This is a genomic window from Rivularia sp. PCC 7116 (genome assembly GCF_000316665.1).
GTDB lineage: Bacteria > Cyanobacteriota > Cyanobacteriia > Cyanobacteriales > Nostocaceae > Rivularia.
The window spans coordinates 3,302,712-3,319,508 of record NC_019678.1 but is presented as its reverse complement, the minus strand read 5'-3'; the positions used below and the strand labels follow the sequence as shown (position 1 = coordinate 3,319,508).

General features: G+C 38.2%; 15 protein-coding genes and 1 tRNA gene. 14 read left to right on the top strand and 2 right to left on the bottom strand.

Features of this window, described 5'->3' with window-relative positions; translation table 11 throughout:
- Positions 1 to 130: 130 nt before the first annotated feature.
- The 4 genes from RIV7116_RS13050 to RIV7116_RS13035 all read left to right on the top strand — a co-directional run bounded on the left by RIV7116_RS13050 (position 131) and on the right by RIV7116_RS13035 (position 4,576).
- Positions 131 to 388 (top strand): TIGR02450 family Trp-rich protein, encoded by a 258-nt coding sequence (locus RIV7116_RS13050; protein WP_015118772.1) that lies wholly within the window; start codon positions 131 to 133, stop codon positions 386 to 388.
- Positions 389 to 1,331: 943 nt separating this feature from the next.
- Positions 1,332 to 2,198: a ferredoxin:protochlorophyllide reductase (ATP-dependent) iron-sulfur ATP-binding protein gene (gene bchL / locus RIV7116_RS13045; protein WP_015118771.1), complete on the top strand. Its 867-nt coding sequence runs from the start codon at positions 1,332 to 1,334 to the stop codon at positions 2,196 to 2,198.
- 34 nt (positions 2,199 to 2,232) lie between these two features.
- Positions 2,233 to 3,033 carry a DUF5331 domain-containing protein gene (locus RIV7116_RS13040; protein WP_015118770.1) on the top strand — a complete coding sequence of 267 codons (801 nt, stop codon included), beginning with the start codon at positions 2,233 to 2,235 and terminating at the stop codon, positions 3,031 to 3,033.
- Between the two features lie 142 nt (positions 3,034 to 3,175).
- On the top strand, positions 3,176 to 4,576 hold the full coding sequence (locus RIV7116_RS13035) for a ferredoxin:protochlorophyllide reductase (ATP-dependent) subunit N (protein ID WP_015118769.1): 1,401 nt from the start codon (positions 3,176 to 3,178) through the stop codon (positions 4,574 to 4,576).
- Positions 4,577 to 4,910: 334 nt separating this feature from the next.
- Here RIV7116_RS13035 and RIV7116_RS13030 read toward each other — a convergent pair whose 3' ends face one another.
- On the bottom strand, positions 4,911 to 5,924 hold the full coding sequence (locus RIV7116_RS13030) for a carboxylesterase (RefSeq protein WP_015118768.1): 1,014 nt from the start codon (positions 5,922 to 5,924) through the stop codon (positions 4,911 to 4,913).
- Between the two features lie 280 nt (positions 5,925 to 6,204).
- On the opposite strand from RIV7116_RS13030, the gene RIV7116_RS13025 reads away from it, so the two are divergent.
- Positions 6,205 to 6,762 (top strand): hypothetical protein, encoded by a 558-nt coding sequence (locus tag RIV7116_RS13025; protein WP_015118767.1) that lies wholly within the window; start codon positions 6,205 to 6,207, stop codon positions 6,760 to 6,762.
- An 81-nt stretch (positions 6,763 to 6,843) separates the two neighbouring features.
- Positions 6,844 to 7,488, top strand: a complete 645-nt coding sequence (locus RIV7116_RS13020) for a DUF3318 domain-containing protein (protein ID WP_015118766.1) — start codon at positions 6,844 to 6,846, stop codon at positions 7,486 to 7,488.
- Positions 7,489 to 7,973: 485 nt separating this feature from the next.
- On the opposite strand, the gene RIV7116_RS13015 is transcribed toward RIV7116_RS13020, so the two are convergent.
- On the bottom strand, positions 7,974 to 8,771 hold the full coding sequence (locus RIV7116_RS13015) for a 7-carboxy-7-deazaguanine synthase QueE (protein WP_044290921.1): 798 nt from the start codon (positions 8,769 to 8,771) through the stop codon (positions 7,974 to 7,976).
- Positions 8,772 to 8,778: 7 nt separating this feature from the next.
- On the opposite strand from RIV7116_RS13015, the gene RIV7116_RS37365 reads away from it, so the two are divergent.
- The 8 genes from RIV7116_RS37365 (at position 8,779) to RIV7116_RS12980 (ending at position 16,670) form a co-directional block, all read left to right on the top strand.
- Entirely contained in the window at positions 8,779 to 8,904 is a 126-nt protein-coding gene (locus tag RIV7116_RS37365) for a hypothetical protein (protein WP_256380837.1), read from the top strand.
- A 185-nt stretch (positions 8,905 to 9,089) separates the two neighbouring features.
- The gene (locus RIV7116_RS13010; RefSeq protein ID WP_015118764.1) at positions 9,090 to 10,118 is read left to right on the top strand and encodes an anti-sigma factor antagonist; all 1,029 of its coding nucleotides are present in this window, start codon (positions 9,090 to 9,092) and stop codon (positions 10,116 to 10,118) included.
- Between the two features lie 587 nt (positions 10,119 to 10,705).
- The gene (locus RIV7116_RS13005) at positions 10,706 to 11,977 is read left to right on the top strand and encodes a glycosyltransferase family 4 protein (RefSeq protein ID WP_015118763.1); all 1,272 of its coding nucleotides are present in this window, start codon (positions 10,706 to 10,708) and stop codon (positions 11,975 to 11,977) included.
- A gap of 849 nt (positions 11,978 to 12,826) precedes the next feature.
- A complete protein-coding gene (gene rsfS / locus RIV7116_RS13000) occupies positions 12,827 to 13,291 on the top strand; it encodes a ribosome silencing factor (RefSeq protein WP_015118762.1) in 465 nt (154 codons plus the stop codon).
- A complete protein-coding gene (locus tag RIV7116_RS12995) occupies positions 13,288 to 13,788 on the top strand; it encodes a CGLD27 family protein (RefSeq protein WP_015118761.1) in 501 nt (166 codons plus the stop codon). Before rsfS ends, RIV7116_RS12995 begins: the two co-directional genes overlap by 4 nt.
- A 74-nt stretch (positions 13,789 to 13,862) precedes the next feature.
- Positions 13,863 to 14,816, top strand: a complete 954-nt coding sequence (locus tag RIV7116_RS12990) for an asparaginase (protein WP_044290920.1) — start codon at positions 13,863 to 13,865, stop codon at positions 14,814 to 14,816.
- Between the two features lie 41 nt (positions 14,817 to 14,857).
- Positions 14,858 to 14,934: transfer RNA gene (locus RIV7116_RS12985), tRNA-Met, on the top strand.
- A 287-nt stretch (positions 14,935 to 15,221) separates the two neighbouring features.
- A complete protein-coding gene (locus RIV7116_RS12980) occupies positions 15,222 to 16,670 on the top strand; it encodes a YcjF family protein (protein ID WP_015118759.1) in 1,449 nt (482 codons plus the stop codon).
- Positions 16,671 to 16,797 lie beyond the last annotated feature (127 nt).

The window sequence follows — 16,797 nt, the reverse complement described above, 5'->3', positions numbered from 1 at the left end:
TCTTGCACCGGGAAGGGAGTAATTTGTTTTAAACCCTGCCCATTGTTTTACGGAAATTGTAACCCCTCTTGCCCCTCCCCCTCTCTCCCATTGCGGGTTAACATAATTACGAGAAAAATACGATCAGACAATGGCTAAAAAACAGAAATTCCCTTATTTACTCGGTTCTAAATGGACATCTGGACACAAAATTGATGGTTGGCGTCATTTTCAGGTGATTAACCGCAAAAATCAAGGTAAGTGGGTATATGCAGAAATGATTGCTTCTTGCGACAGTAATGTTCGTTTCTGGATTAACGCCAAGCTGTTACAAGATAGATCCAATTGGCAACCGGGCTGGCAGTCTTTACAGGAAATGGCTCAAACTGAAAATGAAGATGTTTGTTGAAATTATTCTAAATAAATTGTTTAAATTATTCTTAAAATTATTTCAATAAATTTGAATTCCAATAAATTTAAAATTTAGCTCCAAAAATTAACCTGAAATCCTACTCTTGCGAAGAAATATGAAGATTATAAATTAACCTTTTTTTCATATTCATCCTTGATATTCTGCTTAATTCCAAAAAATTGGGCCCTTTTGGAAAATGTGATTATTTTTAACATTAGCGAGTTGATTTTTTTTAGTTCAAATCTTTATTCTGCAAAGCTTTCACTCTCAAAATCGCTGTAAATAATTTCAGAACGACTTCTGATAATCGGTCTAATAATAGCCCCTGTATTGTAAATCATTTGTAATTGACTTTTTTATGTGAAGATACCGAATATTTACTTAAGTACGTAGATAGTAAAAAAGCCTATATTCCCCATCAAATTCTATATTTTGGCGCTTAGCCATATTTTTACGGATAGTACTGAAATTATATAAAAATTTACTCAGTAATACGACCTAATCTCACATCAGAATCTCTTCTCAAGTTGAATGTTAACTGATTCATATCTAAGTCTTCTTAAGAAGTCTCAGTATGCTCCGGTGGTTAAGTTGGTTCTGAGTAAGTCCTACAGTAATTTCATTCGATGAAAAACATATATATGAAGGACTTAATATTTTTGTTTATTGTAACTATTTTTATATAAATAAATAAACAAAAACTATTATTAACTTAGTTTAACGGTTCATAGACTTTTACGGGCAATAGTGTTTTAAATATTAAGTAATGAGCCGAAATAATTCACTATAAACTCAATTATCATCTAAAAGCTTTTTTGTTTTGGGTGTAACTTGGACATTAACAAGCAAGAATGATTTATGCATTGCAACCCTTTGTCTGTCTGGGTAAAGGAAGTGTTTGAGTCAAGAGTTTGACAAGCAACTATAAGAGGAAACAACAGTGAGACTAGCAGTTTACGGAAAAGGCGGAATCGGTAAATCCACAACGAGTTGTAATATTTCCGTTGCCTTAGCTAAGCGCGGTAAAAAAGTTCTACAAATTGGTTGTGACCCCAAACACGATAGTACCTTCACCTTGACAGGATTTTTGATTCCAACAATTATTGATACCCTACAGGAAAAAGATTTTCACTACGAAGATATTTGGCCCGAAGACGTTATTTATAAGGGCTATGGCGGAGTTGATTGTGTAGAAGCTGGTGGTCCTCCAGCAGGTGCTGGCTGTGGCGGTTATGTTGTTGGCGAAACCGTAAAATTACTCAAGGAACTCAATGCCTTTGATGAGTATGATGTAATATTGTTCGACGTTCTGGGTGACGTAGTTTGTGGTGGTTTTGCAGCACCGCTTAATTATGCCGACTATTGTCTAATAGTTACAGACAATGGCTTTGACGCTTTATTTGCGGCTAATCGAATTGCTGCTTCCGTCAGAGAAAAAGCCCGGACTCATCCCCTGCGATTAGCAGGTTTGATTGGCAACCGTACCTCAAAACGCGATTTAATTGAAAAATATATTGAATCGGTTCCGATGCCAGTTTTAGAAGTTCTACCTCTCATAGAAGATATCCGTGTTTCCCGAGTCAAAGGTAAGACTTTATTTGAAATGGCAGAGACAGAACCTTCTCTAAACTTCGTTTGCGACTATTATCTCAGCATTGCCGACCAGCTTTTGGCACGTCCCGAGGGGGTAGTTCCACAGGATGCTCAAGATAGAGAATTATTCTCATTGTTGTCAGATTTTTATCTAAATCCGAATAAACCACAGGTTCCTAATCCCGAAGAGGAACTAGACTTAATGATTGTATAAATCATTAGTTTATTTCTCAGGATGAGGAGATAACATGGCTTTCTTTTATAGTTTCACGGATTCTTTAAAGCAGAAGTGGTTGCAATTCTACGCCTCGAATCGCGACTGGATTAAATTACATATGGAAGTGGACTCGGTTTACACACCAGACGGTGGTAAGCGCCCATCTTCTTACCTCATTCTGGGAGTAGCAAATGCCCTGGAACCAAAATTAGCGCAGTTAATGCTGCCATTTTCCAAGCTAAATGCAGACGCTGATACATTGATTGAAGTGCTTGATTTGCATTTCGATCCGGATACAGAACTCGGAGAACAGCCCATACAGCCAGAATCCGAAAGCCAAGAGGAGTCAGAAACTTCAGAATTCTCGGTAGATGAAAACTCAGACGAATTTGCCGGTGTTGCAACATTTGGAGAAGATGCTCACGAAGTAGAAAATATTGCGGCTCCAGATATGGACTTGGGGGATTCTCACGACGGAACTTTGGTAGTAGAAGAAGCTTGGGGTGGACAAGAGTTAGAAGAAAACTTTAGCACCGAAGAAAGCGGATTAGATGATATCCAAGTTGAAGGTTTGGGAGATATTTCTGAGAGTGCAGAGAAATCAAACGATAAAGAACCCCAGCAAAACCTAAATGCGGAATCTGAAGACGCATTTGGCGATATTTCTTTTGACGAGTTCAAAGATGGCGATAGCACTGGCTTCGGTGATGCGCTAACAGATGTATGGAGTGAAGAATCCGCACAAAAAGATAACGAAATTTTTTCAGGGGAAGATATGAGTGACGGTTCTATTGATGATTCGGAAATAGCCCGCCTCTTCCCCAACAGCTAATAAAGGCAGTTAGGAGTTGAGAATTAAGTTAGGAGTTAAGGCTTAAAACACTCATAGTCCATAACTCTGGTACAGACGTAGCAGTGCTACGTCTCTACAACTTCATCCTCCTAACTAAAAAAATTAAAGGGGAGATAATAAAATGACAGTTGCTGAACCACAAGCTTTAAATTTTGAATGTGAAACAGGTAATTACCACACTTTTTGTCCGATTAGCTGCGTAGCGTGGTTATATCAAAAAATCGAAGATAGTTTCTTTTTGGTAATAGGCACAAAAACTTGCGGTTACTTCTTACAAAACGCAATGGGGGTAATGATTTTCGCAGAACCCCGTTATGCAATGGCAGAATTGGAAGAAGGGGATATCTCGGCACAACTCAACGATTATGAAGAACTCAAAAGATTGTGCTTGCAGATAAAACGCGATCGCAATCCCAGCGTAATTGTCTGGATTGGCACCTGCACCACTGAAATTATTAAAATGGACTTGGAGGGTTTAGCTCCCAGATTAGAGGCTGAAATCGGCATCCCTGTGGTGGTAGCGCGGGCAAATGGATTGGATTATGCTTTCACTCAAGGAGAAGATACCGTTTTAGCCGCAATGGCTAATCGCTGTCCCAAGGAAGCACCCCAAGTAGAAAAAGAGAAAGAAGAGCGTAACGGCATTCAAAAACTGCTCAATTTTGGTAAGAAAAAAGAAGAAGTAATTGAAGAAGATTCGGAATACGTAGATCATCCACCCTTAGTTCTTTTTGGTTCCTTACCCGATCCAGTTGTCACTCAGTTGACTTTGGAACTTAAGAAGCAGGGAATCAAGGTAACAGGTTGGCTACCCGAAAAAAGATTTACAGAACTGCCTGTAATTGAAGAAGGCTATTATGTCGCTGGAGTCAATCCCTTTCTCAGCCGCACCGCTACAACCTTAATGCGGCGACGAAAATGTAAATTAATTGGGGCACCATTTCCTATAGGTCCCGATGGCACCCGCGCTTGGATTGAAAAAATGTGTTCGGTATTCGGTATTACCCCCAAAGGTTTAGACGAAAGAGAAGCGAAAATTTGGGAGAGCTTGGAAGAATACGTGAAGTTAATTCGCGGTAAATCCGTGTTCTTCATGGGAGATAATTTGCTCGAAATATCTTTAGCCAGATTCTTAATTCGCTGTGGAATGACTGTTCCAGAAATTGGTATTCCCTACATGGATAAGCGCTATCAAGCTGCTGAATTGCAACTTTTAGAAAAAACTTGTCATGAAATGAACGTACCTCTTCCCAGAATTGTTGAAAAACCAGATAACTACAATCAAATTCAGCGAATTAACGAATTAAATCCCGACTTAGTAATCACTGGAATGGCTCACGCTAATCCTTTAGAGGCGCGGGGAATAAATACCAAATGGTCGGTAGAATTTACCTTTGCTCAAATTCACGGCTTTACCAATGCAAGAGACATTTTAGAATTAGTAACTCGTCCCTTGCGTCGGAATAATAGCTTGAAAGATTTGGGTTGGGATAAATTAGTTAAAGAAGAAGCGAAAGTTTAAAATAAGGCTTCTTAAATTAGAAAATAAATAAACCCGGTTTTTCAAAAAACCGGGTTTATAAATAGCTGTAGGGAGGCAGATTGGGCTGTGGACTTTGCTACGACGCATTTAACTTATATATTAATTTGGTATTGGTTAATGGCTACAACTTTCGTCCCTTCTTCCCTCTTCCTTCTTCCTTCTTCCTTGCTGTTGTGCATTTAAAATGCACAACAGCTTATTGATTACATAGATTTGTAAATAAACTTTTATATAAATTTAATTACGATAACCATAAAAACCTTATTGTATAAGCATTATTCACCTTCCAATCAATTAATCAAATTAGTGAAGCTTATATTTCTACACTAGAAAAATCAACAATCACTTTCTTGTTTATTACCGACAACATCACCGATAAATCTGGAGAAACCCTTTCTATCAAACCTAAATCCTTAACCGCACTATCAAAAGTTTGACCTTGTAAAATTTGACTTCCAATTTTCAAAACCTGATTCCAACTAATATCGCTTTCCAAATAAGCCTTCGCAACAGTATTTAATAATCCAACAAAATTATTTCCCTCAAGCTCCGTCATCATCGTATGGGGAATATCAAATAGTTTATCAAAACAGAAATACCAAGATAACGGTTGTTTATCAATTACAGATTCAAATAATTCTTTCAAATCGCTACGGTCAATAACTGCATCACCTTCACTAGTAATAATAAACATCGGTGACAACGGATTATTATTTGCTTTTTCCAGAATTTCCTGACCCATATCTAAAAACAGCCGCAATGCCGGAATCTCAAAGCCTTTATAACCAAAATTACCGGGATTATCTTTATTAAACCATTCAAAATAAATCGGCAGTACTTCTACAGCAAAATCTACAGCTGCATTTTTACTACTTAAATAAGGAGAGAATAATATAGCTTTTTCGATTTGATGATAATATTCTAATGCTAACCAAGCAGCCAAAGTTCCACCACTTGATAACCCTCCAACTATTACTTTATCACCTAATATTTGAGCAATTTTTAGCCATGAAGTCGCATAGCTTTGGTATACTTCACGCTTCAATGGTAAAGGAGGTGGATTATCACCATTAAAATCTCCTGCTACACCATGACCAGGTTGCAAAGGAATTAAAACATTATAGCCAGCTTCAAATAGTCTCTTCCCTAACGGTTCAAACTGGTAGGGACCAGCAGTAAAGCCATGAAAAAAAACGTAAACCTTTTGAGTTGGTTTGGAGTGAAAAAAGAACTTGGAACTACAAGCTTGATTTTTTATTGGTAAAGTCTGTTCCAAATTTATAGCTTTCTCAATTATGTTTGCTGTAGTTACAGAATAGTTATCCATGTGTTTTATAATTTAAAATCTGCAATTTTGAATAATTAATAATTTGTTATATTTTAATTAGCTTTAATGGCTATCTCAAATATGTCTAGAGGAAGAATCTCTTTGCGTACTTTGTCTGAGATTCATGTATGCCTGGTTTTGTTAATCGAATTCGTAATTCTAATTGCATTTATATTCAAAACTTCAACCGATGGTAGCAATTTCACTTATTTGCTCTGCCCGAGGCTTGTTAAACTAAATCTGGCAGCAGTCGCACAGAGGGTTTTAAAAGGGGCTTTTTATGGCAGTAAGCGTGCAAGAAATAGGCGAATATCTAGATCAACTTGGTTGGGACTATCGTATTGATGAAGAAGAAGACCGTATTGTTACTGGTGTAGAAGGCGATCATGTTGAAGATTTTTTGATCGTAGTTCAGTTAGATGAAGATGGAAAATTCTTCCGCGTGTTTGCACCTCAAGTGCTGAGTGGAGTAAAAGACCATCCACATAAAGCAGCAATTTTACAAACAATGCTAGTTATCTCTTGGGAAACCAAAATGCTGCAATGGGAATATGACCCATCTGATGGCGAGATTCGTGCCATTATTGAGTTCCCCATAGAAGATTCTACTCTGACAGAAAAACAATTTAATCGTTGTTTGAGTGGGTTAGTTCAACTTGTTGACAGCGTTGCAATACCTCGTCTTCAGGAAGTAATGGAAACTGGTCACGACCCAGGTAATGTCGAAGTGGGAGAAAGATTGTTACTGAGCATTCAGGAACAGGCTCCTGGTTTACTCGATCTTTTGGAAAAGGCAATGGAAGCAAGAAAAAAACGTGGAAGATTTCCTAGCGAATAAAGTCGAGTTACCAATATAAATAGTTATACTCCTTGTAGGGTACCCTCACTATATACTGAAGTTTTTTTGGTAAGTGCTTTTATGACATCTTACGCAACCTCTTCTGCAAAAGCAGAAATGAGCGAACTCCGGCGATTGAAAGGCTTATTACCCCCAGAATTACAAAGCTGGGTTACGGTTGAAGGCACTACTGAGGTCAATCCGCCTCTAGTTCGTAGTGAAGAAATCGGTAAAGACCAGGTAGAAATCCAAATTGACCTGGCAAAATGGGATGAGTTAGCAATGGATCAGCGAAATTTGCTGTTCTGGCACGAAGTCGCTCGCATTCAAAACGATACCATCCCCAAAGATGGCTGGGAAATGGCAGCCTTGGCGATAGGCTTAGGCGGCGCTGTAGGCGAATTGTGGGTACAGGATGGATTGCTTTTAGTACTTGCATTAGCCTTGTGTGGCGTTTCCGGCTGGCGACTGTTTCAAAAAAACAATGGCGAAAAGCAAGCCAGAGAATTGATTGAAGCTGATGAAAAAGCCATTGCTTTAGCAACTCGCTTTGGCTATAGTTTGCCAAATGCTTACAAGAGTTTAGGTAGCGCTTTAAAAACCTTAATTGAAAAATCTCCTAGCAAGCGCCAGAGGTCGAAATATGAAGCCCGACTTTCTGCACTCAAGCGCAGTGCTAATAAAGCCAAATCTAAATCTCGAAATATGGATGAAGGCGGATATTAATATTTATCAAGTAGGGATGGGAACTCCCACCCTACCCTGCTGAAGCGGAAATTAGATCGCTAATACATAAATATCGGCAAGCTAGGTGAATTTTTTCTTTCTTCAGAAGTATTTTAAATTACTTAGTTTATAAGAAATATTTCTGATTTATTTCGATTCATTTATAATCAAATTATTAACTCCTAGATTTAAGTCGAAATACTTACTCCCTTACTATTATTCGGATAAGTATCCTAGATTTTTATAAAAGAGATTTTAAAGATAATTTTAGGGTTTCTTAATTTAATTTCCTTGATATTGATAGTTTACAAAAACTTTTTTTTTTCTTGGCAATATCTTTATAAAACCAATTTCCATTAACAGATATAGAAACATTAGAAACTTTGTTTATTTAGCTACATAAACTCCAATCCTGCTTGAGATAAAGAATAAGATTGACTTTTCTCAGTATATTCACTATGAATGCTGGTATTATTTATAGTGATTCATAGCTGATTAATCATTTTGTGAGTTTGGGGTACAACGCGGACTGATTTAAGGAAGTTTTTCATCAAAGCCTGCCAATCAATAACTTGCTTTGGAGTAGGAACAATTAGTGGAAAATCTGTCAATTGTTCGGTCGAACCTAAAGGAGTGACGGGCTGCAAAAAGACTGGTATTGCGGGATTTACAGCAGCTACTAACTCAGCCGAACGTTTCAATTCTGCGGGATTCGTATTTTGGGAAATAATGATTTTTACGAAGATTTCGATTTGAGCCTCATAGCATATTTGGAGAAAATTTTCGTGTTCTTGCCAACGACTTTCACCACTGACGCTAGGTAGCTTAAGATCCATACCTACAGAGTCCAAGTAAGGTAGAATCATAGCGAGTTGTTGGGGGCGATGTCCCCCAGATTCTAGGTATATAGGTAAACCAGTGGTCAAGCGGATTTTTGGTAAAAATTTTGATAAAAACCTGGCATGGAGTAGAGGCTCGCCTCCAGTTAAGCTAATGCTATCGTGTAAGCAAGGTATATTTTGCCGCTCAACCCATTCAATTAACATGGATAAAGAAACAGGATTTGAGCAAATTTCAAAATCGCGAGACCCAGGAGTTTGCTCGATTCTACAAGTGGCGGGTGCATTCCAAGTATGAGCGCTATCACAAAAGTGACAGCGCAAGTCACAAAAGGCAAAACGAATAAAAATTTGGCGTGTTCCAACATTAAGTCCCTCTCCTTGAATTGCGGAGAAGACTTCTATCAGGCTGGCGTTTTCATTAACAGCAGTTGTGGTAGTCATGGGATGCATGGCAACGTTTATAGGCGATGGCAACACAATAGAGGAAGTTTTTACCGAAATTTCAACTATTAAGTCAGATTTTTGGTTTATCCTCAATTCTAGTGGCTTTCAATTGAGTCCGATCGCAAAATAATATTTATGCTTTAGACTCGAATAGCACTTACCGACTTTAGTTGACTTCTTGTTCTATTGTGAACCGTCATGAATGATATTCGATTTAAATTTAGATTTTCAGGCAGTTACTACTTAAGTGCGATAAATAGGTATTTGTTTCAAACAGTTCCTAGGACAAAATAATGTAGGCAGTTAAACATTAATATGGCAACTAAAGTTCAAGGTTTCATGGGTAACCAACCTATAGAAGGAAATTTTCCGGTTAAATTGTCGGAAGATGCCGTTATAGTGCAGGTCAGCCCTCGTTTGAGCGTTATTGAAGCTCTAAATTTTAAGCAAATTTGTGAAGAACTAATTGCAGCAAGCCCAACTCCAAAAAAAATCATTATTAATTTTGGACAGACTACATTTATGGATAGTAGTGGTTTGGGCGCTTTAGTTAGTAATTTTAAGACTGCTCAAGAAAAAGGCATTGAATTAGTACTGCAAAATGTTACTCCTCAAGTGATGGCAGTACTGAACCTGACTGGATTAGTTGATGTATTTAAAACTGAAGAAGGAGAATTTACAACTCCACAGAATAAGGCGACAAAACAGGAAGAGAAACTCCCCGAAACTCATCCTTCTGTACGTTCGTGGACTAAAAGATTTATTGATATTGTAGGGGCATTAGTTGGTTTAGTAATTACAGGAATATTATCCGTTCTAATTATTACCGCCATTATGATTGATGACCCCGGCCCAATTTTCTTTGGTCAAATCCGTTGCGGTTGGATGGGTAAACGTTTCCGGATGTGGAAGTTTCGGTCGATGTGTGTAGATGCAGAAGCAAAAAAAGCCGAACTCCAAAAGCTAAATCAAGTTCAAGGGGCATTTTTTAAAATTGACAATGACCCTAGGGTTACTAAGGTTGGTAGGTTTTTAAGACGCACTAGTTTAGATGAACTACCACAATTTTGGAACGTGCTGAAAGGGGAAATGAGTTTAGTTGGTACCAGACCACCGACGCCGGATGAAGTTGAATCTTATGAAGTACCTGAGTGGCAACGATTAGATGTTAAACCGGGTATGACGGGAGAATGGCAAGTAAACGGACGTTCAAGTATTCGCAATTTTGAAGATGTAATTCATTTAGATTTACAGTATCAGAAAAATTGGAGTTTAATGTACGATTTAAAGCTTATTTTTAAAACAGTTGCTATTCTATTCAATAAAAGTAGCGGCGCTATGTAACTATCTAATTTGACAGCTATTCGGACGGCAACTATTTTTTAGGGGAGGTATGAAGGTCATTTTTCCATTCAAACCTCTTCTTTTAATTTTTTCAGTACTAATAAATTGCATTTAAAAGCGACCTCGTCTTCAAGTAAGAACGGGGTTTTAAAATTTTTACTCTTATCGAGATAAAGCTAAAGTATCAGTAATCAATGTGGATAAATATACTTGATAGGTAGACAAAAAATCTTCAACTGAAGACATATTTATGTTTTTGTGAGTCTAAAATTTTGAAATAAACTGTCAATATACAGTTGACAGCAGCATAAAGTATTTAGATATGATTTTTAGTAATTATTTTTGAAACTTACACTTAAAGACTAATACTGATACAAAAAAATATAGTATAAGTTAATTAACTACATAACATTTTCAGTACTTATCCGCATGGTGCGTGAATTTTTACTCAATCTTCAATGAAAATAGACTGACGTTAAAAGATATTACAAGGAAAATTAAATACAAGCGCTTTTTTAGTGCGAAACAATTTTAGAAATAAATATTGTGTTTAAAAGAACCATTATTAGGTTTTCGGATTTTTTACTATGCGAATTTTAATTTACTCATACAACTACCATCCAGAACCAATTGGCATTGCTCCTTTGATGACTGAATTGGCAGAAGGTTTAGTCAAGCGAGGTCATCAGGTACGTGTAGTTACCGCTATGCCCAACTATCCAGAGCGTAAAATTTATCAAGACTATAGAGGTAAGTTTTATTTCACAGAGTATAAAAATGGCGTTAAAATTCAAAGGAGCTATGTTTGGATTCGTCCCCAACCCAATTTACTAGATAGGGTGATGTTAGATGCTAGTTTTGTCTGTACTAGCTTCATGCCAGCCCTTTTCGGCTGGAGACCTGATGTCATTCTTTCGACCTCACCATCTTTACCAGTTTGTCTGCCAACCACTCTTTTGGGATGGCTACATAAATGTCCGGTAATTCTAAATCTACAAGATATATTACCCGAAGCAGCCGTTCATGTTGGTTTATTAAAAAACAAATTCTTAATTCGTATATTTTCGATTTTAGAAAAATTTGCTTATCGCTCTGCTGATAAAATTAGCGTTATCGCCGATGGATTTGTAGATAACTTGGTTTCTAAGAATGTAGCAGCAGATAAAATCGTGCAAATTCCTAATTGGGTAGATGTGAATTTTATTCGTCCGATGCCAAAGGAAAGCAATGCTTTCCGAGCAGAACATAAATTAGATAATAAATTTGTAGTTTTATATTCTGGTAATATTGCTCTTACTCAAGGTTTAGAAACTGTTGTCAAAGCTGCTTCGCAATTACGGGACATCAAAGATATAGCGTTTGTAATTGTTGGGGAAGCTAAAGGTTTACAGCGACTTCAGGAAGAATGCAACGAATGCGGCGCTGATAATGTATTGCTTTTGCCTTTCCAACCCCGAGAACGTTTACCAGAAATGCTAGCTGCTGCTGATATAGGTTTGGTAGTACAAAAGAAGAATGTAATTTCTTTCAACATGCCATCAAAAATTCAGGTTTTACTTGCTAGCGGTCGTGCAATTGTAGCATCAGTTCCCGATAACGGTACCGCTGCAAGAGCAATTCGGCAAAGCGGTGGTGGTATTCTTGTTCCTCCAGAAGAACCACAATCCTTGGCTGATGCTGTTTTAGACTTGTACAAGCATCCGGAAAAAGTCAAAACTTTAGGTTTTAATAGCCGCAAGTATGCTGTTGAGCAATATGCTTTCGAGCAAGCTTTAAATAATTACGAGTCGCTGTTTGAATCGGTGAAAGATAATAGCTCAAGCATTGAGGCTAGGGTTGTATCCAAGCAGGAAGTCTAATTGACTTTTTTACTTAATTTTTGATGTGGAGAGAAATTTCTGTAATTTAGATCCGCTAAAGATCCCTGCCTAACCCTAATCTTGAAGATTGGGGTTAATTTTTTGCAATGCTTCGTAATTTATTGAAAAAACCTAAAAAGAAAAGTTCGTTACAATAAGGTCATGAATGCTTTAATTGTAAATCTTTTTCAGCCAGCAAATATGTTGGGATGCGCGAACAAGCATCAATTTACTTACCTAAAGATGTTCTGCCCGAGCAGGTTAATCATAATCTTAGATTCGAGCAGACGGCTGCCGATCTGGTTAATTTTTTTTAATACCCCAACGACTTTTACCTATGGCAACAAAAGAGGGATTGATTTTAGAAGAAGTTTTTCCAGCAAATTCCTATCTTTTGCCCCTTACGTAAATAGTTTTGTATGATTGGATGTATTGGTGTCGGCATAAAAATAAGTATTAAATGCGATAGCTTGTCGCAAAACATGTTTCTATGGGTATGAGCCAGCTATCTTATATGTATCTTTAGCTATCTATCTGTACCCAAAATTCTAGAGCCAGGAAAGGGAAATAGTGCTTGAGGGCAAGCATTAGGAACAGTTAGTCAAGAGAATATTGAGAAAGCGGTATAGCCCTTACTTGATTCATACCCAATTGATTGCGACGGTCAATAAGTTTTTATTTAAGTACAAGTACAGTGAAGAAAAATAACATTAATTTAGATCGAAGATATCTGTTTTTTGCTAGTATTTAATAAAACTATTGATTAGTTTTTGCAATTAATAAAGCAGTTCATTTCCAGACTCTCACAAAACCTGAAAACCTCACCTAAATTTATCAGAGCAAGATTTAATGTCTGATTATTTCCAAGCCGATTTGCAATCCGAATTTGTTGCTGTTACTAACCCCAGAATTGATTCTCAACAGCTTGATACTGAAGATTTGAGTACAGCAAAACTAGCTTCAACTATTGCAGAAGCAGGGCTAGACCGAAAAGCAGGCGATTTGTTAGTGCTTCGCGTGAGGGATGTATCTTACCTAGCCGATTATTTCGTTATGATGACGGGCTACTCCAACGTACAAGTAAGAGCGATCGCCAATTCCATAGAGCAGGAAGTGGAAGAAAAATGCGAACGCAAACCCCTGCGAAGTGAAGGCAAAGCAGAAGCAAGTTGGGTACTATTAGATTACGGTGAAGTCATCGTTCACGTTATGATGCCCTCGGAAAGAGAATTTTACGATTTAGAAGCGTTCTGGGGTCATGCCGAACGCATAGATTTTCAGGCATCCGGAAAGGGTGGGGGTGAACCAACATGATTGATTATGAAATATCGAGTTGTCCAGTTCCCAGCGAACAGCAACCATTGAATGAATACGAACAATTAAAAAACTCTTGGTTATTTCGTGACTGTAGCCTTTCAATAGGTTCCTACCTCACAATGATAGCCTGGACATGGGGTTTATCTTGGATAATTGCCGGACCAGTTGCTTACTCAAGCTTCCCACCACATAAGTATGCGGCACAATTTATCCTATGTGGAGCAGCAGGAGCAAGCATAGGAGTAGTTTTGCTTGTATTACGTTTGTACTTGGGATGGTCTTACGTGCGCGATCGACTGGTAAGTCCGGTAATTTTTTACGAAGAATCGGGATGGTACGACGGTCAAAACTGGATGAAACCCCAACAAGTGTTGGATAGAGACCGTTTAGTCGTTAACTACGAGATTAAACCGATAATTCAAAGATTACAAATAACGGGATTATGTTTGGTTGTGTTGTTAGCTGCTGGAGTCGCAACTTGGCAATTCTTGTAAATCTTAGTTAAAAGTTATGAGTTAATAGGTAATAACTCATAACTCATAACTTGTGGCTAGTAATTGGCTAAGGATTGTTAATGGCAAAACGAACTCAAGCACCCGCAATAGAAGTCAGATTGCTGCGGGAAGGAATTGTTGAATCAAAGCATATAGTCCAAGCTGTACTTTGTGACGAACGGGGACGAGTGCTTTCTGTGGCAGGGAACGCCGAAACAGCTACATTTTCGCGTTCTGCGCTCAAGCCATTTCAAGCCCTAGCTGTAACTAGTACGGGAACTTTGGAACGCTATAACCTCAACGATAAAGATTTAGCGATTATATGTAGTTCTCATTCCGGAAGTATAGAACACGTTCGGCAGGCATTTAATATTCTATGGCGAGCCGATGTAGACCCCACAGCACTACAATGTCCGGTTCCCGAAGGTAGGCGCAGCAGCCTCGAATATAACTGTTCTGGTAAACACGCGGGAATGTTAGCAGTTTGTCAGCAATGCAATTGGTCATTAGCCAATTATTTAGAGCGCAAACATCCAGTACAGCAATTGGTATTGAACAAAGTATCGGAATTGTTGCGAATGCCCGCAGCAGAATTTATCAGCGCTCACGATGATTGTGGGGTACCCACTTATTTAATGCAACTTGGTCAAATCGCCACACTTTACGCTCGTTTATCTTCCGGTAATAGTCTAGACATGGAGCGTATCGTCCGTGCCATGACTCATCATCCGACAATGCTAGCCGGTGAAGGCAAATTTGACACCGAACTGATGCAGTTAACTCCAGGAGAACTTATTAGTAAATCAGGAGCCGAAGGATTGCAGTGTATCAGCAAGCTTGGTGACGGAATGGGGTTAGTAATTAAAGTCATGGACGGAGCTAAGCGAGCAAAATATGCCGTAGCCATACATCTACTAACTCAACTTGGTTGGATTACCCCCAGCACTGCCGAAGCCCTTGAAGAAAAGTTTATGACACTAGCTAAATACAAGCGTTTGGAAGTTGCTGGAGAATTATCAATGTTGTAGTTGACAGATTATAAACTTTGGGTTATATTATTTAAAGACGACGCGGGATAGAGCAGCCTGGTAGCTCGTCGGGCTCATAACCCGAAGGTCAGTGGTTCAAATCCACTTCCCGCTACCAAATAGAATATAAGCAAATCCCTACGATTTTTGTAATTGTAGGGATTTGTTTGTAGTTGCGCTTTAGCGCTTTCTTTTACAGATTTTCACAATCTATAGTAGCTAAATACACATCATAAAAGCTGAAAAGCCTTGTTCCAAATTCTATCCCTACACTTAGAAATTAATCGAACAAGAGAATATAAGAAAATCAAAACCCATCAGTTCATGCTTGTAATTCTTTGTTAGCAAGATTTTGATATACTCTGGAGAAGAAAAACCATCCATTGTAGTTGGGTAAATTTAATTATGGTTTGGAAATTAAAGCGTCCTATTTTAGTGGGAGGAGTAGGTTTATCCTTCGCACTGTGGATGTTAGAAAGTTGGCACGACAAATTCATGCAGTTTGGCGAATTTAGCTTGTTAAGTTTGCTTGCTGTAGGTAGTGGTTTGTGGTTATTTAAACAAAAACGCCCGTTTCGTACCGACGAGCAGTTAGATGAAATGGCTATTGATAGAGCAACGGTAGAAAATACTATTGCCAATAGTGCGATCGCTATAAATAAATTAGTAGAAGAAGCGGGTGATTGTGGAGAAGCGCTAGAAAAAGCAGCTTTGCTACAGGAGAAAATTCCTCAATTACAGAGTGAATTAGATAGAGAATCAATTAAATTAACCGTTACTGGTGGTAAATCGGTAGGTAAAACCGCTTTGATTGAAGTTTTGCAGAATCAAAAACTTACATCTGTAGAATTTCAAGAAACATCACCTTTATTTATCCAAGGAAATTCGGATACTGCTGCAATAGAGAATGCTGTAAAATCCGACTTCGTACTGTTTCTCACCAACGGTGATTTAACAGAAACAGAATTTCAGAGTTTGCAGCAGTTAAAAGCAGAAAACCAACGGTTGATGTTGGTTTACAATAAGCAAGACCAATGTTTACCTGATGAGCGTGCTAGCGTTTTGCTGTCTTTAAAACAGCGAATCGGTAATGTTGCAGCAATAGCAGCTTCTCCTCAACCTATAAAAGTACGGAAACATTTTGAGGATAATTCCGTACAAGAATGGATGGAGCAACCAGCACCGGATATTCAAGATTTAAAAGGGCAACTTGATAAAGTATTAACTCAAAGACAGCAGTTGGTATTGGCTACTACGATGCGAAAAGCCAAGTTGCTAAAAGCCGAAACTAAAGACTTGTTAAATGGAGTTAGAAAATTCAGAGCGACTCCAGTCATCGAGCAATATCAGTGGATAGGTGCTGCTGCGGCATTTGCGAATCCAGTACCTGCCCTTGATATATTGGCAGCTGCGGCAATTAACGCTCAAATGGTAATGGATTTGGGTGGAGTTTATCAGCAGAAGTTTTCTTTAGAGCAAGCAAAAACCGTTGCTGGGGAAATGGGAAGCTTGATGTTGAAATTGGGTTTGGTGGAACTTTCTACTAAGACAATTAGTACTGTGCTAAAAAGTAATGCCGTTACCTTTGTTGCTGGTGGAGTTGTACAAGGTGTAAGTGCAGCTTATTTAACAAGAATTGCCGGTTTAGCTTTAATTGAATACTTTGAGCAGCAAGAAATAGCTGCTAATTCTGGAAGCGAATTTAACTTAGAGAAATTTGGGGAAAGTTTGCAGCAGGTATTTGCTCAAAATCAGCAAGTTGTATTTTTACAAGGTTTTGTTCAACAAGGTGTTAAGCGTTTGTTGCCAAAAGCTGAGAAAGAAGTTGTTGCAATTGAGAATGCAGCAGTTTAGTTTCATCAAACGCAACATTCAACACAATATTAATGTAGAGACGTAGCAATGCTACGTCTCATTGTTTTTGTTTATCGATATAAATTTAGCAATTTCTTCAGCAGTAACATAATCTTGTTGGGTTGCC